22 protein-coding genes and 3 tRNA genes are annotated in these 21804 nt (G+C 76.9%); 13 read left to right on the plus strand and 12 right to left on the minus strand.

What is annotated here, in order from left to right; genetic code table 11:
- Positions 1-133: 133 nt before the first annotated feature.
- Positions 134-757 (plus strand): MBL fold metallo-hydrolase, encoded by a 624-nt coding sequence (locus ACI8AB_RS20500; RefSeq protein ID WP_456951640.1) that lies wholly within the window; start codon positions 134-136, stop codon positions 755-757.
- 18 nt (positions 758-775) lie between these two features.
- Here the strand turns inward: ACI8AB_RS20500 and ACI8AB_RS20505 are convergent, their stop codons facing one another.
- Entirely contained in the window at positions 776-1117 is a 342-nt protein-coding gene (locus ACI8AB_RS20505) for a hypothetical protein (RefSeq protein WP_456951641.1), read from the minus strand.
- Positions 1118-1278: 161 nt separating this feature from the next.
- On the opposite strand from ACI8AB_RS20505, the gene purF reads away from it, so the two are divergent.
- Together purF and purM are read left to right on the plus strand one after the other, a co-directional pair.
- Entirely contained in the window at positions 1279-2862 is a 1584-nt protein-coding gene (gene purF, locus ACI8AB_RS20510) for an amidophosphoribosyltransferase (RefSeq protein ID WP_456951642.1), read from the plus strand.
- Positions 2859-3923, plus strand: a complete 1065-nt coding sequence (gene purM, locus ACI8AB_RS20515; RefSeq protein ID WP_456951643.1) for a phosphoribosylformylglycinamidine cyclo-ligase — start codon at positions 2859-2861, stop codon at positions 3921-3923. The genes purF and purM overlap by 4 nt, the downstream gene beginning before the upstream one ends.
- A 72-nt stretch (positions 3924-3995) precedes the next feature.
- On the opposite strand, the gene ACI8AB_RS20520 is transcribed toward purM, so the two are convergent.
- Complete coding sequence (locus tag ACI8AB_RS20520) at positions 3996-4217, minus strand: DUF3073 domain-containing protein (RefSeq protein WP_456951644.1); 222 nt, start codon at positions 4215-4217, stop codon at positions 3996-3998.
- Positions 4218-4405: 188 nt separating this feature from the next.
- Entirely contained in the window at positions 4406-5470 is a 1065-nt protein-coding gene (locus ACI8AB_RS20525; RefSeq protein ID WP_456903550.1) for a Glu/Leu/Phe/Val family dehydrogenase, read from the minus strand.
- Positions 5471-5687: 217 nt separating this feature from the next.
- Here ACI8AB_RS20525 and ACI8AB_RS20530 point away from each other — a divergent pair, with 217 nt between their 5' ends.
- Entirely contained in the window at positions 5688-7007 is a 1320-nt protein-coding gene (locus ACI8AB_RS20530) for a M23 family metallopeptidase (RefSeq protein ID WP_456951645.1), read from the plus strand.
- On the opposite strand, the gene ACI8AB_RS20535 is transcribed toward ACI8AB_RS20530, so the two are convergent.
- Positions 6994-7917, minus strand: coding sequence for a LysR family transcriptional regulator (locus tag ACI8AB_RS20535; RefSeq protein ID WP_456951646.1), 924 nt, complete (start codon positions 7915-7917; stop codon positions 6994-6996). The genes ACI8AB_RS20530 and ACI8AB_RS20535 overlap by 14 nt on opposite strands.
- Positions 7918-8010: 93 nt before the next feature.
- On the opposite strand from ACI8AB_RS20535, the gene ACI8AB_RS20540 reads away from it, so the two are divergent.
- Positions 8011-9168 carry an MFS transporter gene (locus ACI8AB_RS20540; RefSeq protein WP_456951647.1) on the plus strand — a complete coding sequence of 386 codons (1158 nt, stop codon included), beginning with the start codon at positions 8011-8013 and terminating at the stop codon, positions 9166-9168.
- Between the two features lie 59 nt (positions 9169-9227).
- Here the strand turns inward: ACI8AB_RS20540 and ACI8AB_RS20545 are convergent, their stop codons facing one another.
- Positions 9228-9764: a hypothetical protein gene (locus ACI8AB_RS20545; protein ID WP_387988261.1), complete on the minus strand. Its 537-nt coding sequence runs from the start codon at positions 9762-9764 to the stop codon at positions 9228-9230.
- A 59-nt stretch (positions 9765-9823) separates the two neighbouring features.
- Between ACI8AB_RS20545 and ACI8AB_RS20550 the strand changes: the two genes are divergently transcribed.
- The 5 genes from ACI8AB_RS20550 to ACI8AB_RS20570 all read left to right on the plus strand — a co-directional run bounded on the left by ACI8AB_RS20550 (position 9824) and on the right by ACI8AB_RS20570 (position 16086).
- Complete coding sequence (locus tag ACI8AB_RS20550; protein ID WP_456951648.1) at positions 9824-10690, plus strand: MBL fold metallo-hydrolase; 867 nt, start codon at positions 9824-9826, stop codon at positions 10688-10690.
- Positions 10687-11988, plus strand: coding sequence for a class I adenylate-forming enzyme family protein (locus tag ACI8AB_RS20555; protein ID WP_456951649.1), 1302 nt, complete (start codon positions 10687-10689; stop codon positions 11986-11988). Before ACI8AB_RS20550 ends, ACI8AB_RS20555 begins: the two co-directional genes overlap by 4 nt.
- Positions 11985-13505 (plus strand): mycofactocin dehydrogenase MftG, encoded by a 1521-nt coding sequence (gene mftG / locus ACI8AB_RS20560; RefSeq protein ID WP_456951650.1) that lies wholly within the window; start codon positions 11985-11987, stop codon positions 13503-13505. The genes ACI8AB_RS20555 and mftG overlap by 4 nt, the downstream gene beginning before the upstream one ends.
- Positions 13506-13598: 93 nt before the next feature.
- Positions 13599-14576, plus strand: a complete 978-nt coding sequence (locus tag ACI8AB_RS20565) for a phosphotriesterase family protein (RefSeq protein ID WP_456951679.1) — start codon at positions 13599-13601, stop codon at positions 14574-14576.
- Position 14577: 1 nt separating this feature from the next.
- Positions 14578-16086 carry a class I adenylate-forming enzyme family protein gene (locus ACI8AB_RS20570; RefSeq protein WP_456951651.1) on the plus strand — a complete coding sequence of 503 codons (1509 nt, stop codon included), beginning with the start codon at positions 14578-14580 and terminating at the stop codon, positions 16084-16086.
- A gap of 63 nt (positions 16087-16149) precedes the next feature.
- On the opposite strand, the gene ACI8AB_RS20575 is transcribed toward ACI8AB_RS20570, so the two are convergent.
- Entirely contained in the window at positions 16150-16365 is a 216-nt protein-coding gene (locus ACI8AB_RS20575; protein ID WP_456951652.1) for a hypothetical protein, read from the minus strand.
- Between the two features lie 132 nt (positions 16366-16497).
- Here ACI8AB_RS20575 and ACI8AB_RS20580 point away from each other — a divergent pair, with 132 nt between their 5' ends.
- Together ACI8AB_RS20580 and ACI8AB_RS20585 are read left to right on the plus strand one after the other, a co-directional pair.
- Complete coding sequence (locus tag ACI8AB_RS20580; protein WP_456903542.1) at positions 16498-17181, plus strand: phosphodiesterase; 684 nt, start codon at positions 16498-16500, stop codon at positions 17179-17181.
- A gap of 148 nt (positions 17182-17329) precedes the next feature.
- The gene (locus ACI8AB_RS20585; protein ID WP_456951653.1) at positions 17330-18328 is read left to right on the plus strand and encodes a hypothetical protein; all 999 of its coding nucleotides are present in this window, start codon (positions 17330-17332) and stop codon (positions 18326-18328) included.
- Here ACI8AB_RS20585 and ACI8AB_RS20590 read toward each other — a convergent pair.
- From ACI8AB_RS20590 to ACI8AB_RS20605, 4 genes are all read right to left on the minus strand, one after another.
- Positions 18289-18780: a GNAT family N-acetyltransferase gene (locus ACI8AB_RS20590; protein WP_456951654.1), complete on the minus strand. Its 492-nt coding sequence runs from the start codon at positions 18778-18780 to the stop codon at positions 18289-18291. The two genes, ACI8AB_RS20585 and ACI8AB_RS20590, sit on opposite strands and share 40 nt — an antisense overlap.
- 29 nt (positions 18781-18809) lie before the next feature.
- A tRNA-Phe gene (locus ACI8AB_RS20595) sits at positions 18810-18883 on the minus strand.
- Between the two features lie 26 nt (positions 18884-18909).
- Positions 18910-18983, minus strand: a tRNA-Asp gene (locus ACI8AB_RS20600).
- A 24-nt stretch (positions 18984-19007) separates the two neighbouring features.
- Positions 19008-19080 (minus strand) — tRNA-Glu (locus ACI8AB_RS20605).
- Between the two features lie 115 nt (positions 19081-19195).
- Between ACI8AB_RS20605 and ACI8AB_RS20610 the strand changes: the two genes are divergently transcribed.
- Complete coding sequence (locus ACI8AB_RS20610; RefSeq protein ID WP_456951655.1) at positions 19196-19855, plus strand: AMIN-like domain-containing (lipo)protein; 660 nt, start codon at positions 19196-19198, stop codon at positions 19853-19855.
- Positions 19856-19859: 4 nt separating this feature from the next.
- Here the strand turns inward: ACI8AB_RS20610 and ACI8AB_RS20615 are convergent, their stop codons facing one another.
- Together ACI8AB_RS20615 and ACI8AB_RS20620 are read right to left on the minus strand one after the other, a co-directional pair.
- Positions 19860-20183, minus strand: coding sequence for a hypothetical protein (locus ACI8AB_RS20615; RefSeq protein WP_387988271.1), 324 nt, complete (start codon positions 20181-20183; stop codon positions 19860-19862).
- A gap of 23 nt (positions 20184-20206) precedes the next feature.
- Positions 20207-21724 (minus strand): metallophosphoesterase family protein, encoded by a 1518-nt coding sequence (locus tag ACI8AB_RS20620; protein WP_456951656.1) that lies wholly within the window; start codon positions 21722-21724, stop codon positions 20207-20209.
- Positions 21725-21804 lie beyond the last annotated feature (80 nt).

Consider the following 21804-nt stretch of genomic DNA (forward strand, 5'->3'; position numbering starts at 1 on the left):
TGGTCGACCTCTACCGGCAGGGCCGCTTCCCGCTGGAGGACTTCGTCAGCGAGACCGTCGGCATCGACGACGTCGAGGCCGCGTTCGAGAAGATGCAGAACGGCGAGGTGCTGCGCTCCGTGGTGGTCCTCTGATGGCCGGGTCCACGGGAGGCGTCCGCATCGAGAAGGCCGTCGTCTCCGGGGTGTTCAGCCTCGACGGGCAGGACTTCGACGTCGACAACAACGTCTGGCTCGTCGGCGACGACGACGAGGTGCTGGTGATCGACGCGCCGCACCGCGCCGAGCCGATCCTCGAGGCGATCGGCGGGCGGAGGGTGACGGCGATCGTGCTCACCCACGGGCACAACGACCACATCACGGCCGCGGTCGACCTGCGGCAGGCCACCGGCGCGCCGGTCTGGTTCCACCCCGCCGACCGGGTGCTGTGGGAGATGGTCCACGAGAGCGCCGACCCCGACGAGGCACTGGCCGAGGGCACCCGCTTCCGCGTCGCCGGCACGTCGCTGACCGCGCTGCACACCCCGGGGCACAGCCCGGGCAGCACGTGCCTGCACGCGCCCGACCTGGCCGCCGTCTTCACCGGCGACACGCTGTTCCACGGCGGCCCCGGCGCCACCGGCCGCAGCTTCAGCGACCACCCGACGATCGTGCGGTCGATCCGCAGCAGGCTGCTGACCCTGCACGGCGACACGGTGGTGCACACCGGCCACGGCGAGGACACCCGCATCTCCGCCGAGATCAGCACCGTCCGGTAGGGCGGCGCAAGCCCGGTGTCACGCCGGGCCGGCGTTCCCCCCGGCCGTCGTCCCGTCGCTCCCGGCCTCCGCGGCCGGGGGCTCCGGCGTGCCCGAGCGCTCCAGGCGCTGACGGATCGCCGCGACGTTGAGCGCCAGGTCCTCCAGCGCCTCGACGGCGCGCGTGGCGAGGGCGAACGTGAGGTTCTCCCGCCGCTCCTCGGCGCTGGGCTCGCGCCGGCGCTGCCGCGTGTCGTGGTCGGTCGCCCGCCGCCACGGGTCGTCGCCGTCGTCGTCGCCGCGCGACGGGTCGAACAGCCCGCGCAGCATGCGCTGGGCCATCTCGAGGAAGTCGTTCGGGTCGGGCCGGTCGCTGCTCATGTCGGTTCCTCTCAGGTGGACCGTCAGTCAACGCGCCGGACCCCTGCTGCGGTTCCGCCCGCCCGGAGTGCCCGGCCGGCCTGTGCGGACCCGCCGCCGGGGTGGGCACGATCACGGCTCGGGCAGGAGGTACCCCGCAGGGCGCCGGTACGCTCGTCGGTGTGCCTCGCGGTGACGGACGGCTGACGCACGACCTCGACCCCCACGCTCCCGGCCCCCAGGACGCCTGTGGCGTCTTCGGCGTCTGGGCTCCGGGGGAGGAGGTCGCGAAGCTGACCTACTTCGGCCTGTACGCCCTCCAGCACCGCGGTCAGGAGGCGGCGGGCATCGCGGTCTCCGACGGCGCCTCGGTGGTCGTCTACAAGGACCTCGGCCTGGTCAGCCAGGTGTTCGACGAGTCCACGCTGGGCAGCCTGCGCGGCCACCTCGCCGTCGGGCACACCCGGTACTCGACCACCGGCGCGTCCACCTGGGAGAACGCCCAGCCGACGTTCCGCACCACCGACGCCGGCACCGGCCTGGCGCTGTGCCACAACGGCAACCTGGTCAACACCGCGGAGCTGGCCGGCCGGGCCGTGGACGCCGGCGTGCCCGGCGCCTTCACCGCCAGCACCGACTCCGACCTGGTCACGTCGCTGATCGCTGCCCGCCCCGACATGAGCGTCGAGGCCGCGGCCATGGAGGTGCTCCCGCAGCTGCGCGGCGCCTTCAGCCTCACCTTCATGGACGAGGACACCCTCTACGCCGCCCGCGACCCGCAGGGCGTGCGCCCGCTGGTCCTCGGCCGGCTCGAGCGCGGCTGGGTGGTGGCCAGCGAGACCGCGGCCCTCGACATCGTCGGCGCCTCGGTGGTCCGCGAGGTGGAGCCCGGCGAGCTGCTGGCCATCGACGAGAACGGCCTGCGCAGCCAGCACTTCGCCCCGGCCGAGCCCAAGGGCTGCGTCTTCGAGTACGTCTACCTCGCCCGCCCCGACACCACGATCGGCGGCCGCAGCGTGCACGCCGCCCGCGTCGAGATCGGCCGCCGGCTGGCCAAGGAGCAGCCCGCCGACGCCGACCTGGTGATCCCGGTCCCGGAGTCCGGCACGCCGGCCGCCGTCGGGTACGCCGAGGCCAGCGGCATCCCCTACGGGCTCGGGCTGGTCAAGAACTCCTACGTCGGCCGCACGTTCATCCAGCCGTCGCAGACCATCCGGCAGCTGGGCATCCGGCTCAAGCTGAACCCGCTGCGCGACGTCATCCGCGGCAAGCGGCTGGTCGTCGTCGACGACTCGATCGTGCGGGGCAACACGCAGCGCGCGCTGATCCGCATGCTGCGCGAGGCCGGCGCGGTCGAGGTGCACGTGCGCATCTCCAGCCCGCCGGTGAAGTGGCCGTGCTTCTACGGCATCGACTTCGCCAGCCGCGCCGAGCTCATCGCCAACGGCCTCGACGTCGACGGCGTGCGTGCCTCCATCAACGCCGACTCCCTCGGCTACGTCTCCGAGCAGGGCCTGGTCGCCGCCACGGAGCAGCCGGTCAACCGGCTGTGCACCGCGTGCTTCACCGGCCGGTACCCGATCCCGCTCGGCGAGTCCGGGGTGCTCGGCAAGCACGTGCTCGAGGGCAGCCTCCCCGCCGGCGTGGCCCGCACCCCGATGCCGCGGGTCGACGACGCCGAGCGCGCCGTCACCGGCTGGACCGGCCAGCAGGCCGGCAGCCCCGCGGTGCCCGGCGGCGCCGACGACGCCCTGCGCCGTCCGTGAGCCGGGCGCCCGGGAGCGGCGGCTTCACCTACGCGGACGCCGGCGTCGACATCGACGCCGGCGAGCGGGCCGTCGACCTCATGCGGACGGCGGTCGAGCGGACCCGCCGGCCCGAGGTGGTCGGCGGCCTGGGGGGCTTCGCCGGGCTGTTCGCGCTCGACACGACCCGCTACCGGCGCCCGCTGATCGCCTCGTCCACCGACGGCGTGGGCACCAAGATCGCCCTGGCGCGGCAGCTGGACCGGCACGACACCGTCGGCATCGACCTGGTCGCCATGGTCGTCGACGACCTCGTGGCCTGCGGCGCCGAGCCGCTGTTCCTCCAGGACTACGTCGCCTGCGGGAAGGTCGTCCCGGAGAGGATCGCCGCGATCGTCACCGGCATCGCGGCGGGCTGCGAGCAGGCCGGGGCCTCGCTGGTCGGCGGGGAGACCGCCGAGCACGGCGACCTCATGGCCGCCGACGAGTACGACCTGGCCGCCACCGCGGTCGGCGTCGTCGAGGCCGACGCGGTGCTCGGGCCCGAGCGGGTCCGCGACGGCGACGTCGTCGTCGCGATGGCCTCGAGCGGGTTCCACTCCAACGGCTACTCGCTGGTGCGCCGCGTGGTGTCCGCCGCCGGGCTCGACCTCGCCGCCACCCCGGCCGGGCTGGACCGGCCGCTGGGTGACGTGCTGCTCGAGCCGACGCGGATCTACGCCCTCGACTGCCTCGCCCTGGTGGACGGGGTCGGGGTCGACGGGGTGCACGCGTTCGCGCACGTCACCGGCGGCGGGCTCGCCGGCAACACCGCGCGGGTGGTGCCCGACGGGCTGGAGGCGGTGCTCGACCGCGGCACCTGGGCGCTGCCGGCCGCGGTGTCCCTGCTCGAGGAGCACGGCGTGCCGCGCGAGGAGTCCGAGCGGGCGTTCAACTGCGGCGTCGGCATGGTCGCCGTCGTCGCGGCCGAGGCGGCCGAGCGGGCGGTGGGCCTGTTGACCGGCCGCGGGGTGCCGGCCTGGGTGGCGGGCACCGTCGGCGCCGGCGGGACCGGCGCGCGGCTGGTGGGTTCCTACCGCTGACCACGGCACACACCGCCGCCCCACGAGGGACGGCGGTGTGTCGTGTCGATCAGACCGGCGCGGGACCGACCCTCAGCGACTGGCTGCCCAGTCGTCCTCGGAGTCGTCGTCCGCCCACCGGTCGGTGTACTCGTCGTCGTCCTCGTCGTCGTCCTTGTCGGCACGCGACGCGGTGTACGGAGACGGAGAACCGGCCAGCTCGCGCTGCAGCGCGGAGAGGTCGGTGTTGGGTGAGCTGTACTTGAGCTCACGGGCCACGCGTGTCTGCTTGGCCTTCGCTCGGCCGCGCCCCATCGGCTCGACCCCCTCGTGACGGAGAACGGGAGTCCAGCTCACGGGCTGGACGGCCCGCGTGGCGACCCCGACTGAGTGACTGTGTCTTGACCCAGCCTACGACACGAGCGAGGCGGGGGCACGGGTCCTCCCCCGCGGTCCCCCGACAGGGGCGGTGGTCCGCGCCACGCCCCCGCCGACGGCGCAGGTCAGCGGGGCAGCCGGATGGTCGCCAGCCGCCCGACGGAGGCGATCCGCTGCTCGGCCAGCCGGTCGGCGGCGACCGCGGGGGAGACGCCCTCGGCCGCGGCGGTCTCGAACACCCGCAGCGCGACGTCGAAGATGCCGGCCGCCTTGGCCTCCGCGCGGGCGAAGGAGAAGCCGTGCCGCTCGTCCTCGACCTGGATGACCCCGCCGGCGTTCACCAGGTAGTCGGGGGCGTAGAGGATCCCGCGCGCGGTCAGCCGGTCCGGGATGCCCTCGTGGGCGAGCTGGTTGTTCGCGCCGCCGCAGACCACCTCGGCCTGCAGGGCGGCGACCGTCGCGTCGTCGAGCGCGCCGCCGAGGGCGCAGGGCGCGTAGACGTCGGCCGGGCAGCGCACCAGGGTCGCGGTGTCGGCGACCGCCTCGACGCCGGGGTGCCGGGTGAGGACCCGCTGCACCGCGGCGGGGTCGACGTCGGTGACGAGGACGTCGGCGCCGTCGGCCACGAGCCGGTCGACCAGCCAGCCGCCCACCTTGCCCACGCCGGCGACGGCGACGGTGCGCCCGGACAGCGTCGGCTCGCCCCAGCGGTGCTGGGCGGCGGCGCGCATGCCCTGGAAGACGCCGAAGGCGGTGAGCACCGAGGAGTCCCCGCACCCGCCGTACACCTCGGAGCGGCCGTGCGCGAAGCGGGTCTCGCGGCCGACGAGGTCGAGGTCGGCGTTGGTCGTGCCGACGTCGCAGGCGGTGAGGTACCGGCCGCCGAGGGCCTCGACGAACCGGCCGTAGGCGCGCAGCAGCGCCTCGGTCTTGTCGGTGCGCGGGTCGCCGATGACCACGGCCTTGCCGCCGCCGAGGTCGAGGCCGGCCAGGCTGTTCTTGTAGGTCATCGCCCGGGCCAGGCGCAGCGCGTCGGCGACCGCCTCGTCCTCGGTGGCGTAGGGGTGGAAGCGGGTGCCGCCCAGCGCGGGGCCCAGCGCCGTCGAGTGCACGGCGATCACGGCCCGCAGGCCCGACGCCGGGTCGGAGCAGAAGACCACCTGTTCAGCGCCGGAGCCGAAGACGTCCACGACCGTCGAGCCTAGAACGTGCGGACGTGCCGTCCGTCACCCCCGAGGGGTCTCCAGTCCGCCGCCCGGGGTGTCGACAAGTGACGTGACGGATGTCGGTGACTGTGTCGTGCGGTCACGGTGTGACTTCCGTGCCGCGTGTTGCCACTGTGGCGCGTGTCCGCCGGACGACGCTGACGCCGCACCTGCACCACCCCTCTTCCCCAGGGAGCGCCCGATGCCGCAGTGCCGTCCCGCCCGGACCCGCGGCCGCCGTGGCGGCGTCCGCGCCGCCCTGGTCGGCCTGCTCTCCTGCGCGGTCCTGCTCGGCACCGCCGGGCCCGCCCTCGCCGTCCCGCCGCCGCCGGTGAACCCGAGCGACGGCGAGATCGCCGGCGCCCAGGCGGCCCAGGAGGCGGCCGCCGCCGAGGTGGGCCGGCTCGCCGCCGAGGTGGCCGCCGCCGAGAGCGAGCTCGAGCGGCTCGGTGTGCAGGCCGAGGCGGCCGGCACCGCCTACCTCGCCGCCGAGGAGGCCCTGCTCCAGGCCCAGGCGGCCGCCGAGCAGGCCGCCGCCGACCTGCAGGCGGCGACCGACGCCGTCGACGCCGCGATCGACCGCATCGCCGGCTTCGCCCGCGACAGCTACGTCAACGACCCCACCCTGGCCACCGCGGCGGCGCTGCTGGACTCCGCCGGCCCCGGCGAGCTGGTCCAGCGGGCCGCGCTGCTGGAGTACGTCGCCGACACCCAGGTCGACGTGCTCGAGGAGTTCGAGGTCGCGCGGGTCCGGCAGGCCAACGCCGAGTCCGCCGCGCGGGCCACCCGGGACGCGGCCGCGGCGGCCGAGCAGCAGGCCGCCGACGCCAAGGCCGCGGCCGACGCGCAGGTGGCCGCGCAGCAGACGGCCGTCGCCGCGGCGGAGGCGAACAAGGCGACGCTGGACCAGCAGCTGCAGGCGGCGCAGATCCACCTGCTGGAGCTGCAGGGCGCCCGCGACGCCTACCAGGAGTGGCAGCGGCAGAAGGCCGAGGAGGAGGCCGCCGCGGCCGCGGCCGCCGCCCGGGCCGCCGAGGAGGCCGCCGCCGCGGCCGCCGCCGCCCGCGCCGCGGCGTCGTCGGGGTCCCGCACGGCCGCCGCCTCCGAGGTCAGCGGGTCCGGCTACGTGAAGCCGACCTCGGGCCGGACCTCGAGCTGCTTCGGCGCCCGCTGGGGCGTCCTGCACGGCGGCGTGGACATCGCCGCCCCCATCGGGACGCCGATCTACGCGGCCACCTCCGGCGTCGTCGTCCGGCACGGCCCGGCGACCGGCTTCGGGCTGGCGGTCTACATCCGCGGCGACGACGGGGCGGTCACCGTCTACGGCCACGTCAACGCCGAGTACGTCGGCACCGGCGAGCGCGTCGTCGCGGGCGAGCCGATCGCCGAGGTCGGCAACCGCGGCCAGTCCACCGGCCCGCACCTGCACTTCGAGGTCCACCCCTCGGGCGCCCTCCACGGCGGCCAGGTCGACCCGGTGCCGTGGCTGCGCGCCCGCGGGGTGTCGATCAGCGGCTGCTGAGCCGGGCGCGGCGGGCCGTGCCGATCCGCTGCAGCGCGGCCAGCGCGGCGGCGGTCGCCGGTGGGCGCGGTCCCGGCAGCACCGCCGCCTGCACCCGGCGGGAGCCCGGCTCGTCGGCCAGCGGGCGCAGGACGAGGTCGTGCCCGCCGACGACCACGGTGAGGTCGTGGGTCAGCGCGACGCCGCGGCCGGCCGCCACCAGCGCCTGGGTCTCCACCGGCTCGTCGCCGTGGCCGGCCAGCAGCAGTGGCGGCGTCACCCCGGCGCGGGTGAGCACCGCGTCCAGCCGGCGGGCGGCCGAGCCGTCGTGCGGGCGGATCCAGGTGTCCGCGGCCAGGTCGCGCACCCGCACCGCGGCGGCGCCGGCCAGGCGGTGACCGGCCGGCAGCGCGACGCGCAGCGGGTCGTCGAACAGGGCGTGCAGCTCGACGTCGTCGGCAGGCGGGGCGGGCTCCAGGTCGGGCTCGCAGACGAGCGCGAGGTCGAGTCCACCCCGGCGCAGCCGGGCCAGGGCCGCGGCCCGGTCGACCAGCTCGTCGACGACGACGAGGCCGGGATGGCGCTCGCCGAGCGCCGCGGCCAGCTCGGCGGACAGGTGCACCAGGGCGGAGAGGAAGGAGCCCAGCCGCACGGTGCCGCGGGTGAGGCCGGCGAGGTCGCGCACCTCGCGCTCGGCCCGTTCCAGGCCCGCGAGCAGCGTCTCCGCGTGGGCGAACAGCAGGCGGCCGGCCTCGGTGGGCCGCACGCCCTGCTGCGTGCGGTGCACCAGCAGCGTGCCGAGCTGCCGCTCCAGCAGGCTCACCTGGCGGGAGACCGCCGGCTGGGTGAGGTGCAGCGCGGCCGCCGCCGCGGTGAACGAGCCGTGCGTGAGGACGGCGTGCAGCGTCACGAGCCTCGTCGTGTCCAGCACGGCCCGCAGTCTGCCCCTGCCATGACCGGACGTCAGAACCGTCCCAGCCGATCCTGATGGATGGTCACGGCCCCGGCAGCCGATGTCCCAGGGGTGACCGTCGAGCAGCCCACCGCGGGCCGGGCCGTGGCGGCGACCCGCGTCCTCTTCCTCCTGACCGGGCTGCTCGCCGCGAGCTGGGCCGGGCGGGTCCCCGCGGTGCAGGAGCGGCTGGGGCTGAGCCCGGGTGGCCTGGCGGTCGCGGTCCTCGCCGTCGAGGGCGGGGCGCTGCTCGGCCTGCCGCTGGGCAGCGCGCTGGTCACCCGCCGGGGCAGCCGCGCCGGGGCGGCGCTGGGCCTGGCCGGCTACGCGCCGCTGCTGTCGGTCGCGGCGGCGGCGCCGTCCCTGCCGTGGCTGGCGGCCGCGCTGGCCGGCTGGGCCGCTGCCAACAGCGTCGTCGACGTCGCGCTCAACGCCCAGGGCGTGGCGCTGGAGCGGCGGTGCCGGCGCCCGGTGCTCTCCGGTCTGCACGCCGCCCAGGGGGTCGGGCTGCTGGCCGGCGCGCTGGGGGCGACGGCGGCCGCCGCCGCGGACGTCCCGCTCGGCGTGCACCTGGGCGCGGCGACCGCGGCCGGTCTCGTCGCCGGCGGTCCCGCGACGCGGCTGCTGCTGCGCGAGCCCCCGGCGCCCGCGCGCCCGCGATCGGCCGGGTCCCGCCGGGGCCTGCTCGGCCTGGGCGCGGTGGCCTCGTGCGCGTTCCTCGTCGACGCCTCGGCCACCCAGTGGGTCGCCGTCCACCTGCGGGCCGACCACGGCGCCGGGCCGGGGCTGGCCGCCGCGGGCCTGCTCGCCGTCACCGCTGCGCTGGTCGTGGGCCGGCTCCCCGGCGACCGGCTGCTCCTGCGGTGCCGCCGCGCCGCCGTCGTCCGGGGCTGCGGGCTGGCCGTCGCGGCCGGGGCGGGGCTGGCGGCGCTGGCGCCCACCGCGGGCTGGGCGCTGGCCGGCTGGGCGCTCGTCGGGCTGGCGGTGGCCCCGCTGGCGCCGGTCGTGCTCGGTGCCGCGCCGGACGCGCCGCACCGCGGCGGCGCCGGGATCCCGGCACCAGCCGCCATCGCCACGGTCACCACCGTCGGCTACCTGGGCTCGGCCACCGGGCCGCCCGCCGTCGGCGTGCTCGCCGAGGGGGTCGGGCTGTCCGCCGCGCTGGTCCTCGTCGTGCTCGCGGGCCTGGCCGCCGCGGTGCTCGCCGGGACCGTCCCCGCCCGCCGCTGACCGGGCCGGACACGACGACGGCCCGCCCCCGAGCGGGGAGCGGGCCGTCGTCGTGCCGGCTACGAGGTGGGAGCGGCGGCGCCGCAGTTCTGCTCGCCGAACTCGGTGACGTTGGTCGCCTCCGGGCCCTGGGCGACGGTCACGAACTGCTGGGCGGCGGTCTGCAGCTGGGCCTGGCCGTCGGGGGTGCTGAGGTCGACGGAGTTGGCGGTGTCGGAGAAGGCCTGCACGGCGTCGCCCACGACCTGCCAGTCGCTCGCGATCTCGGCCGGCGGCTGCACGGAGTCGAACGCGGCGGCCGCCTGCTGCAGCAGGCCCGGCAGCTGCTCGGTCGTCGCGGCCGAGAGCTGGTTGCCGAGCTCCTCGTACTGCGCGGCCTGCTCGCAGAACGCCGCGACGGCGGGGTCGTCGCTGCCCGCGGAGGACGAGCCGCTGGGGTCGCCGCTGGACTCGGCGGAGCTCGAGGTGCTCGCGGCGGTGGACTCGGCGGCCTCCCCGCTGCCCGACCCGTCGCCCCCGTCGCCGCAGGCGGTGAGCAGGACGGCCGCGGCCGCCGCCACGACGGCGGAGCGGGACAGGTGCGCGATCGATCGCATGCTCGGAGGCTAACGGCCGGTCGGGCGGTCCGCGTGCGGGCGCGGACTACCGTGCGGTCGTGCGCGCCCCCGTCGACCCACGCGTCACCTGGGACCTCCCAGCCCCCGGCGGGCTGCCGCGGACGGCGGACCTCGAGCCCCTGGTCACCCGCGTGCTGGCCCCCAACCCGTCGGGCATGACCCTCGACGGCACCAACACCTACCTCGTCGGCGCCCCGGGCAGCGGGCAGGCCGTCGTGGTCGACCCCGGTCCCGACGACCCCGCCCACCTCGCCGCGGTGGAGGAGGCGCTGGCCGCCCGCGACGCCCGCTGCGTCGCCGTGCTGGTCACCCACCACCACGGCGACCACGCCGAGGCCGCGCAGCCGTGGGGGACCCGGTTCGGTGCGCCGGTCGCCGCGGCCGACGCCGCCGTCGCGGGGCCCGGCGGCCGGCTGCTCGAGCCGGGGGAGCGGCTGCGTCTGGCGGGCACCGCGCTGGACGTCGTCCCGACGCCCGGGCACACCCCCGACCACCTGGCCTTCCGGCTGGAGTCCGGGGCGGTGCTGGTCGGCGACCACGTCCTCGGCCGGGGGACGTCGGTGGTCACGCACCCGGAGGGCGACGTCGTCGCCTACCTGGAGTCGCTGCGGCGGGTGCACGACCTCGGGCCGAGCGCGCTGTACTGCGGGCACGGACCGGAGCTCACCGAGGACCCGGGCGCCGTGCTCGACTTCTACCTCGCCCACCGCGCGTTCCGGGAGTCGCAGCTGCTGGCCGCGCTGGTCCGCGGGGCGGGCACCGTCGACGCGGTGGTGGCCGACGTCTACGCCGAGGTGCCCCGGGCGCTGTGGCCGGCGGCCGCGCAGTCGACCCGCGCCACGCTGGCCAAGCTCGCCGCCGAGGGGCACGTCGTGGTGGACGGCGATCGGGTGCGACTGCCGTGACCGCCGTCGTCCGGGCCGCCGACAGCGAGCGCGACCAGCGGCGGGCCGCGGCGGCGCTGCGGGCGGCGGGGCTGCGGCGCGGCGACCGGCTGCTGGTCTCGGCGGCGTCCTCCCCGGCGCTGCTGGCCGTCGTCCTCGGGGCGCTGCGCACCGGGATCGTGCCCGTGGTGCTCGACCCGGCGCTGCCCGCCGCCGAGCGGGCCGCCCTCGCCGACGACGCCGACGCGGTCCTCGACGCCGGTCCGGCGCCCGAGCGGCTGCTCACCGGCGACGACGAGGCGGACCTCGCCGACGTGCCGCTGGCCCGGCCGATGCACTACACGTCGGGCACCACCGGGCGGCGCAAGGGCGTGTGGTCCGGCGTCCTCGACGACGGCGACGCCCGCGCGCTGGCCGCCGAGGAGATCGACCTCTGGGGCTTCACCGCCGCCGACCGGCACCTGGTGCTCTCCCCGCTGCACCACTCGGCGCCGCTGCGGTTCGCCGTCCACACGCTGCTGGCCGGCGGGGAGGTGCTGCTGCCCGGCCCGTTCGACGCCGCCCGGGCGGCCGCGGCGGTCAGCACGCTCGCCCCCACGACGACGTTCTGCGTCCCCACCCACCTGCGCCGGCTGCTCGCCCGCGACGACGTCGACTGGTCCTCCCTCCGCGTGCTCGCGCACGCCGGCGCGCCCTGCCCCGAGCCGCTCAAGCGGGCGGTGCTCGACGCGCTGCCGGCGGGCAGCGTCTGGGAGTTCTACGGCTCCACCGAGGCCCAGTTCACCGTCTGCTCCGCCGACGACTGGCTGGCGCACCCCGGCAGCGTCGGCCGCGCGCGGCCGGGCCGGCGGCTGGAGACCGACGCGCGCGGCCAGCTGTGGTGCGCCGTGCCGCGGTGGGCGCGGTTCGAGTACTGGCGCGCGCCGGAGAAGACCGCGGCGGCCTGGCGCGGCGACCGGGTCACGGTCGGCGACCTCGGCCGGGTCGACGCCGACGGCACCGTCTGGCTCGACGGCCGTCGCGAGGACCTGGTCGTCTCCGGCGGCGTGAACGTCTACCCGGCCGAGGTCGAGGCGGTCCTCGACGCGCACCCGGACGTGGTGGAGAGCGCGGTCGTCGGCGTCCCCGACGAGGAGTGGGGGCAGCGGGTGGTCGCCGCCTACGTGGGCGCCGCGGACCCCGCCGCCCTCGGCGCCTGGGCACGGGAGCGGCTGTCCCCGGCCAAGCGGCCCAAGAGCCTGCACCCGGTGCGGGAGCTGCCGCGCACCTCCACCGGCAAGGTCCGGCGGCTGGACCTGCCGGGGGTCCTCGGCCTGTGAGCTGGGACGTCGTCGTGGTGGGCGCCGGATCGTCCGGCTGCGCGCTGGCCGCCCGCCTCGCCGACGCCGGCCGCCGCGTCCTGCTGCTCGAGGCCGGCGCCGACCACCCCCGGCCCGCCGACTTCCCGCCCGACCTGCGCGACGCCGCCACGCTGCGCGCCACCGTTCCCGGGCACCCGGCGAACTGGTCGTTCACCACCGAGCTGACCCCGGGCGCCACCGCCCCGCTGCCGCGCGGGCGCGTGGTGGGCGGGTCCAGCGCCGTCAACGGCGGCTACTTCGTCCGCGCCACCCCCGCCGACCACGCCGGCTGGGCCGCCGCGGGCAACGACCTGTGGAGCCTCGACGCCACGCTGCCGGCCTGGCGCCGGCTCGAGGACGACCGCCAGTACGGCGACCGGCCGGGGCACGGCCGCGGCGGCCCGCTGCCGGTCACCCGGCCCGTCGGCGGCTCGCCGCTGACGGAGGCGCTGGCCGCGGCGGCCGCGGAGCTCGGCGTCCCGGAGGAGCCGGACAAGAACGCCGGCGGCCCGCCCGGCTACGGACCGGTGCCGTTCACCGTCGACGGCGGCCTGCGGGTCAACGCGGCGATGGCCTACCTGTCCCCGCGGCGCGGGTCGCCGCGACTGACGGTGCGCGGCGGGGTGCGGGTACGGCGGGTGCTGGTCGAGCGCGGCCGCGCGGTGGGCGTGGACACCGACGCCGGCCCGGTGCGCGCCGCCGAGGTGGTGCTGGCCGCGGGCGCCGTCGGCTCGCCGCACCTGCTGCTGCTGTCCGGCGTCGGCCCGGCCGACCACCTGCGCGCGCACGGCCTCGACGTCGTCGCCGACCTGCCCGGGGTGGGCGCCGGGCTGACCGACCACCCGCTGGTCCACCTGCCCTGGGTGCCCGTGGCCGGGCTGCCCGAGGGCGACTGGCCGCTGCCGCTGCACGGGTCGCTGAACGCCACCTCCTCGGACTCACCCGTGCCCGGCGACCTGGAGGTGCTGCCGTGGCTGCGGCCCTGGGGCCGGGTGGTCCCCGGCGGGGGCGGGGACGACCGCACGCTCTCGCTGGCCGCCGGGCTGTACCGCGAGGAGAGCCGGGGCCGGCTGTCGCTGGCGTCGGCCGACCCCGGGGCGCCGCCGCGGATCGAGCACCGGTACCTGGCGACCGCGACCGACCGGCGGCGGCTGCGCGAGGCGGTGCGCCTGGCCGACGGCCTGCTGCGCACCCGCGCGCTGGCCCCGCTGGTCGCCGCCCGCCCCGGCCCGCCGGCCGGCGTCCTCGCCGACGACGCCGCCCTCGACGGCTGGGTCCGCGCGCACCTGACCACGGCGGTGCACCTCGCCGGCAGCGCCCGGATGGGCCCGGACGGCGACCCGGGCGCCGTCGTCGACCAGCACCTGCGGGTGCGCGGCGTCGACGGGCTGCGGGTCGCCGACACGTCGGTGCTGCCCGAGGCGCCCTCGCGCGGGCCGGCGGCGACCGCGGTGATGGTCGGCGAGCGGGCCGCGGAACTGGTGACCGGCGGCTGACCCGAGTGCGACGCAGGTCACGTCCCCGCTAGCGTGCCGGTGCCCGGACGGCGTCGTCCGGGCACCGGCCCAGAGGAGGACCCGTTGCCCCAGGTGCAGACCGTTCGCGGCCCCGTCGACACCGCCGAACTCGGCCCGACCCTCATGCACGAGCACGTGTTCGTGCTCAACGCCGACGTCCAGCAGAACTACCCCGGCGAGTGGGGCAGCGAGGACGACCGGGTCGCCGACGCGGTGCAGAAGCTGACGAGGCTGGCCGCGACCGGCGTGCGCACCATCGTCGACCCCACCGTCATCGGCCTCGGCCGCTACATCCCGCGCATCCAGCGGATCGCCGAGCAGGTCGACCTCAACATCGTCGTCGCGACCGGCTGCTACACCTACGACGACGTCCCGTTCTTCTTCCACTACCGCGGCCCGGCGCTCGACGAGGCCGTCGGCGCCGAGGTGCCCGACCCGATGGTCGACATGTTCGTCGGCGACATCACCGACGGCATCGCCGGCACCGGCGTCCGGGCGGCGTTCCTCAAGTGCGCCATCGACCACCAGGGCCTGACCCCGGGCGTGGAGCGGGTCATGCGCGCCGTCGCCGAGGCCCACCGCGCCACCGGCGCCCCGATCACCGTGCACACCCACCCGGACAGCCACACCGGGCTCGACGTCCAGAAGGTGCTCGACGACGAGGGCGTCGACCCCGGCCGCGTCGTGCTCGGGCACAGCGGCGACACCACCGACGTCGACCACCTGTCCGAGCTCGCCGACGCGGGCTTCGTCCTCGGCATGGACCGGTTCGGCATCAACCTGGACACGACCTTCGAGGCCCGCGCCGACACGCTGGTCGAGATGTGCCGCCGCGGCTACGCCGACCGGATGGTGCTCTCGCAGGACGCCTCCTGCTACATCGACTGGCTGGCCCCCGGCGTCATGGACCTCCTGCCGCAGTGGCACTACACGCACATCCACGACGACGTCCTCCCCTACGTGCGCGAGCGCGGCGTCACCGAGGAGCAGATCACCACGATGCTGGTGGACGTCCCGCGCCGGTACTTCGAGAACACCGGGACCTACTGAGATGGCGCTGCACCCCTTCGACGAGGCAGGGGTCGAGCGCGACGCGGCCGGCGTCAAGCACTACACCGACCTGCCGGGGTCGGTCGTCGCGATGCTGCGGGCCTCGGTCGAGCGCGACCCGGACGGCGAGGCGGTCGTGGAGGTCGACGGCCCCCGGCTGACCTTCCGGCAGCTGTGGGACGGCGCGGCGCGGGTCGCCGGCGGGCTGCGCGGGGCCGGCGTCGGCCGCGGCGACCGGGTGGCGATCCGGCTGGGCAACGGCGCCGACTGGGTGCTGGGCTTCCTCGGCACGCTGATGGCCGGCGGGGTGGCCGTACCGGTGAACACCCGGTTCACCGAGCCCGAGGCGCAGTACGTCGTCGACGACAGCGGCGCGCGGGTCGTGCTGGCGCCGGGGGAGCCGCTGCCCGACGGCGCGCCGTACGTGGAGGAGGGGCTGACCCGGTCCGACCTCGCGGCGATCTTCTACACCTCGGGGACGACCGGCTTCCCCAAGGGCGCGATGACCAGCCACGAGAACTTCCTGACCAACACGGAGAACGCGCGCCGGGTGGTCGGGCTGGGCCGGCACGACCCGACGCTGCGGAACCTGATCAGCGTGCCGCTGTTCCACGTCACCGGCTGCAACAGCCAGCTGCTGCCGGCGCTGGAGGGCGGCGCGGCGGCGGTGGTCATGCCGGCGTTCGAGGTCGGCCGGTTCCTGCGGGTCATCCCCGAGGAGCGGATCGCGGTCGTCACCTCGGTGCCCGCGGTGTTCTGGCTGGCGGTCAACCAGCCCGCCTTCGTCGACACCGACGTGGGCGGCGTCCGGTTCGCCACCTACGGCGGGGCGCCGATCGCGCCGGAGCTGGTGGCGCGGATCAAGGAGGCGTTCCCGGCGGCGCGGGTGGGGAACGGGTTCGGGCTGTCGGAGACGTCGTCGATCTCGACGTTCCTGCCGCACGAGTACGCCGGCACGCACGCCGACTCGGTGGGCTTCCCGGCCCCGGTGGTCGACCTGCAGGTGGCCGACCCCGACCCGGAGACCGGTGTCGGGGAGCTGCTCATCCGCGGCGCCAACGTCGTCCAGGGCTACTGGAACAAGCCGGAGGCGACCGCGCAGGCGTTCACCGACGGCTGGCTGCACTCCGGGGACCTGGCGCGCATCGACGACGACGGGTTCACCTACGTCGTCGACCGCGCCAAGGACATGATCAACCGCGGCGGCGAGAACGTGTACTGCGTCGAGGTGGAGAACGCGCTGGCGGCCGCGCCAGGGGTCTTCGAGGTCGCCGTCGTCGGGGTGCCCGACCCGGTGATGGGGGAGAAGGTCGGCGCCGTCGTCGTGCCGGTGCCCGGCACCGAGCTCGACCTCGAGGCGTTCCTGGCGCACGCCCGTGCCCACCTGGCCGACTTCAAGGTGCCGCAGTTCGTGTCCGTGCGGTCGGCGGTGCTGCCCCGCAACCCCGGCGGCAAGGTGCTCAAGCCGGTGCTGCGCGCCGAGTCGGAGTGGGCGCCGGTGCGGCGCTGAGCCGGCGGGTCGTCCCGGCGGCGCGCCGTCCGCAGCCGCCGGGACGCCGGACCTGGGGCCCGGTCAGCGGACCGGGCGGATCTCCGACGTCGTGGTCGTGGTCAGCGGCGACCAGGCGTCGGGGTGCGGGCGGCCGGCGTCGGCCACCCACCCGGCGGTGCGCTCGCCGGGCCGCGGAGCGGTGCGGGGAGCGGGCCGGGAGCTCAGGGCGACGATCAGGGCGAGCAGCAGGAGCAGTCCGGCGAGGACCCCGCCGGTGACCAGGAGCGTCGTGAGCACTGACTGACCGTATGCGGCGAACTGCTCCGTGTCACAGGCAAGGAACGACGGACATCCCGCCCGGTCACCGGCAGGTCCTGCCGGTTGACGAGCGGCACGTGCACGGCCCGGGAGCGCGGGTAGGGCAGCGGCGTGCTCGACCTCGCGAGGCTGGCCGGACGACTGGCCGCGGTGCCGCTGGGCGCCCTGGCGCGCCGGCGCCGCGGCAAGCCGATGCACCCCCGCGGCGCCGTCGTCGCGGCCGTGCTCGAGCGGACCGGCGTCCCCGGCTCCTGGGGCGTCCCGTGGCTGGAGGGACCGGCGCGCGAGGACGCCGTCGTGCGGCTGTCCCGCGGGGCGGGCCTGCCCGCCCCGCTGCCCGACGTCCTGGGCCTCGCGGTCCGGCTGCCCGACGGCGGCCGGCCCGTGGACCTGCTGCTGTCGAGCACCGGCTCCGGCCGCTGGACGCGGCTCCTGCCGGTGCCCCGGGTCGACGCCGCGACCACCTACTCGTCGATCATGGGCTACCGCTCGGCCGCCGGGACGCTCCGGCTGGCGGCGGTCCCGGACCGGCCGGAGGAGCTGCCGTCGGACCCGGCGCCGGTCGCCGCCGCGGCCGCCGGGACGGCGTTCCGCCTGGTGGTCGCCCGCGGGGCGGGGGAGTGGGTGCCGTTCGGCCGGCTGACCCTCGGGGACCCGGTCGAGGGCCTCGACCCCGACCTGCGCTTCGACGCCGTCCGCAACCCGCCGCCGGGCCTGGTCGCCGACGGCCCGATGGCCCGGTTCCGGGCGCCGGCCTACGCCGCCGCGCGGGAGGGCCGCAGCGGCGCCGGCTGAACCCCCATCGGGTGATGCAGGCCACTCGGTGAGCCTCCACACGGTTGTGCGGCACCATCCTGGGGTACCGGAACTCCCCGGAGTTCATCGAGGAGCACCGCCCCTGCCGTCGCAGTGCTCGACCGCAGGAGGAGTGGCCGCCCGAGTGATGCACGCACTACCGACCTCCGCGCGGACCCGCGTCGCGACGGTGCCGCACGCCGATCCCTACGTCGACGCCGTGCTGCCCGCCTCCGCGGTGCGGGTGGGGCCCGCCCACGACCCGAGCCCGTGGCTGGACCCGGCGTACCTCACCGCGCACGCCGGCCTGGTCGACGTCGTGCACCTGCACACCGGCTGCGGGCACCTGCACGAGGACGAGGTGGTCAGCTGGACCGAGGCGCTGCGCCGCACCGGGGTGCCGCTGGTCGTCAGCGTGCACCAGCTGCGCGACCCCGCCCGGCCCGCCCGGCACGACGCCCACCTCGCCGCGCTGCTGGCCACCGCGGAGGTCGTCTTCACGCTGACCCCCGGGGCCGCCGACGAGATCGCCGAGCGCTTCGGGCGGACGGCGATCGTCGTCGCCCACCCCTCGGTCGCCGCGGCCGACCCGGACACCGGCGCCGAGCGCGGCCTGGTCGGGCTGGCGCTCGGCATCCCGGGGGCCGAGGTCACCGACCCGGTCGCGATGGTGCGGGCCGCGCTGTCGGGCGCGGTCTCCGGCGGCGGGCGGCTGCGGGTGTTCCTCGAGCCCGGGCGGGCAGTCGCCCTCGACCCGGACCTGGCCCGCGCCGAGGGGCTCGAGGTGGTCACCCGGGACCCGGCGCGCTGGGCCACGCAGCTGCAGGAGCTGCACGTGGCGGTGCTGCCGCAGCGCTGCGGCACGCACTCGCGGGACCTGGAGGTGTGCCGCGACGTCGGCACGCGGGTGGTGGCGCCCCGCTGCGGGTGGTTCGCCGACCAGTGGTCCGACGTCGTCGGCTACGGCGACGACGAGGGGTGCGGCTTCGACCCGGTGTCGCTCGGCGTGGCGGTCGGCGCGGCGCTGGCCCGGCCGATGCCGCGCCCGGCCGACCGCGCCTGGCGGGCGGAGCAGCGCGCCGCGGTGCAGGCCGTCCACGAGCAGGTCTACGACCAGGTGGCGGCCGACCGCGTCGTCGGCGTCTGAGCCGGGCGGAGCAGGTCCACCACCCACAGGCCGGGCAGCACCTCGTGCTCGGCCACCTCGGCGAACCCGGCCCGGGCGTAGAGCCGGCGGGCCGGGGTGTTGTCGCGGCCGGTGGAGACGGTGACCGGGCGCCGCCCAGCCCGCTCCAGCACGGCGGCGACCAGGGCCAGCCCGGTGCCGCGGCGCGCGTGCGCGGGGTCGACGACGAGCCGGTCGACGTCGACGCCGTCGCCGGTGTCCCGCCAGCCGAGGGCGCCGGGGACGGTCGCGCCGTCGAAGGCGACCAGCCAGGACAGGCCCGCGGCCCGCAGGCCGGCCAGGTCCTCGTGCAGGGCGGGGATCCGGTCGTCGCCGATGAGCCGCGCCTCGACGGCGTAGGCGGCGTGCTGGACCTCGAGCAGGCGGGCGGCGAGGCCGGCGTCCCGGGCCGGGTCGCGCGACTCGACGACCACCGGGCTCCCGGGGGGAGAGGAGGAGTGTGTGGGCAGGGGCGGGGTCGAACCGCCGACCTCTCGCTTTTCAGGCGAGCGCTCGTACCGACTGAGCTACCTGCCCCTCCCGGTGACGCTGCACCGGGGAAGCGACCCTGACGGGACTCGAACCCGCGACCTCCGCCGTGACAGGGCGGCGCGCTAACCAACTGCGCTACAGGGCCTTGCTGGTACTGCTGGTGGTGCCGTGCCCCCAACGGGGTTCGAACCCGTGCTACCGCCTTGAAAGGGCGGCGTCCTGGACCGCTAGACGATGGGGGCTCGTGTTCGCCGGGGGCAGGGAGAACGATACACGGCCCCCGGAGGGCCCCCGACACCACCCCTCGGCCAGGCGTGGCGGGCCCGTCCGGGCCCGGCCGGCTGTCACGATCCGCGGGTGTCCCGCCGCGCCCTCATCCCCGCCCTGCTCACCGCGGCGCTCCTGCTGACCGGCTGCGGCGCGGAGGAGCGGCCGGCGGCGGCCGCGCCCTCGACCGCTCCGTCGTCCGCCACGACGTCGTCGGCCGGCGGGCCGGCCTCGCCGACCGGGGGCGACACCGGCGGGGACACCGGCGGGGACACTGGCGGGGACACCGGTACCGCCGCGCCGTCGTCCCCCGCCGACACGCGGCCCGACACCGCCGAGGCCTCCGCCGACGCGTCGGTGACCGTGCGCGACGTGCGCACCGGCCGCCACGACGGCTTCGACCGCGTGGTGTTCGAGGCCGGCGGCACGGGGACGCCGGGCTGGGACGTCCGCTACGTCGACGTGGCGAGCTCGCAGGGCAGCGGCGAGGAGGTCGACGTGGCCGGCGAGGCGGTCCTGCAGGTGACGATCACCGGCGCCGGCTACCCCTACGACACCGGCGTCGAGGAGTACGCGGGCCCCGACCCGCTGCCGGGCCAGGGCACCGCCACGGTCACCGAGGTGGTCTTCGACGCGACCTTCGAGGGGACGACGGTCGCCTTCGTCGGCACCCGCTCGCAGGCGCCGTTCCGGGTCTACGCGCTCGAGGACCCGACCCGGGTGGTGGTCGAGGTCGCCGACGCCGGCTGAGGCCTCAGCCGAGGCTGGCGGTGAGCTCCACCGAGTCGCCGGAGACGCTGGTGCACTCCAGGGACAGGCTCCCGGCGTTCACGGACTCGCCCTCCCCGCAGGACACGCTGGCCCCGGCGACGCTGATCGACGCCCGCCCGTCCTGCACGCTCCCGAGCGTCACCGTCGTCCCGAGGACCTCGACCTCGCTGCCCTCCCCGTCCAGGGTGATCGTGCAGGTCGACCCGGAGCAGGAGAAGCCGTTCGAGGTGAACGAGCAGCCGGCGACGGGGACCAGGGCCAGGGCCCCGGCGAGGACGCCGGCGGCAAGGCGGGGAGTCGGAGCCATGGCGCGAGCGTAGGACGGGCGGCTCAGTCCGTCGGGGAGGACGGCGTCCCGCCGCCGGTGCCGTCCTGCGTGCCGTCGGCGGGGGCGTCGGCGGGGACGTCGGCGGGGACGTCGTCGGCGGTCCGCTCCGGGACGACGGTGCGCACGATCGTCGCCTCGGTCTCGCCCAGGCCGCCGAGGGTGATGTCGTCGTAGGCGACCAGCGCCCCGGTGTCCGGGTCGAGGTAGAGGACCGTGCAGGTCAGCGGCTCGGGGTACTCGCCCTGCAGGCCGCGCAGGCCGGCGCCGCCGGTCGACCCCTGCACCATGAGCAGCGTCCCGCCGTCGAGGGTCTCGACCTCCCGCTCGTGGGTGTGCCCGGCCAGGACCAGCGGGACGACGCCGTCCAGCGGCCCGGCCTGCTCGGGGTCGTGCACCATCGCGATCGCCGGCGTCTCCGCCTGCTCCTCGGCGACCTCCGCGAGGTCCTCGCCGGTCTGCTCCAGCGACTCGCCGTCACCGGTGGCGTCCTTGTCGGGGGTGAACCGGGGGTCCCGGGCGCCGACCACGGTCAGGCCGGCCACCTCCGTCGCGGAGTCGTCGAGGACGGTGGCGTTGGGCTGGGAGGCGACCAGCGCGGCGGTGGTCGCGGAGTCGTGGTTGCCGCGGACGTACACGTAGGGGACGCCGAGCGCGCCGATGGAGCCGATCAGCCGGTTCTCCGGCTCGCTGCCCCAGTCGGTGATGTCGCCGGTGTCGAGGACGGCGTCGACGTCGAACTGGTCGGCCACCTGCGCCACCAGGTCGAAGCCCGCCGGGTTGAGGTGGACGTCCGAGACGTGCAGCAGGGCCACGGTGTCGGTGGGCCCGCCCGGCGCCGGCAGGGCCGACAGCGCGGAGTACAGCGTGCCGACGTTGGTGACCAGCTCCTCGAGCGACTCCCGGTAGGCGCTGAACCGGGCGACGATGTCCTCGGCGCTGCCGATCAGGCTGGTCGCGTTGACCAGCAGGCCGGTGTAGGTGGGCTGGGACAGCGCCTCGGGCCGCCAGGTCGCCGCACCCAGTCCGGCGGTGCCCGCGAGCAGGACCACCGAGACGCCTGCGGCCACCAGCGGCTCGCGCCAGCGGCGGTGGATGAGCAGGGAGGCGACGGCGGCGCCGCCCACCCCGGCGGCGGCCGTGGTCCAGGCGAGCCGGACGACGGCGTCCTGCAGGTCGGCGCTCACCTGGTCGACCACGCCGTCGAGCCGGGCCGGGTCGCTCACCAGCGCCTGGACGCGCGTCTCGTCGACACGGCGCAGCTGGACGTCGAGCCCGAGCGGGCCGTCGTAGGCGTCGACCTCCAGCGTCCCGAGCGGCGGCACCTCCACGGTCGCGCCGCCGCCGGTGGGGGTCAGGGCGAGGCCGGCGTCGAACGGGCCGATGGGCGCCTCGACGCGGCCGAGCAGCAGGATGCCCAGCAGTGCGCCGGCGGCCGCGACGGCGAGCCGGACCGCCCAGCGCCCGGCGACCCGCGCCGGACGCCTCCAGCGCCCGGGCGCCCGCGTCGTCGGCCCGCTCATCCCGCCGAGGTTAGTTCCGGGCGGGCACCCCTGCCGGGACGGCGACGGCCGGCCGGGAGGGGTCCCGGCCGGCCGTCGCG

The organism is Geodermatophilus sp. SYSU D00698, assembly GCF_054050335.1.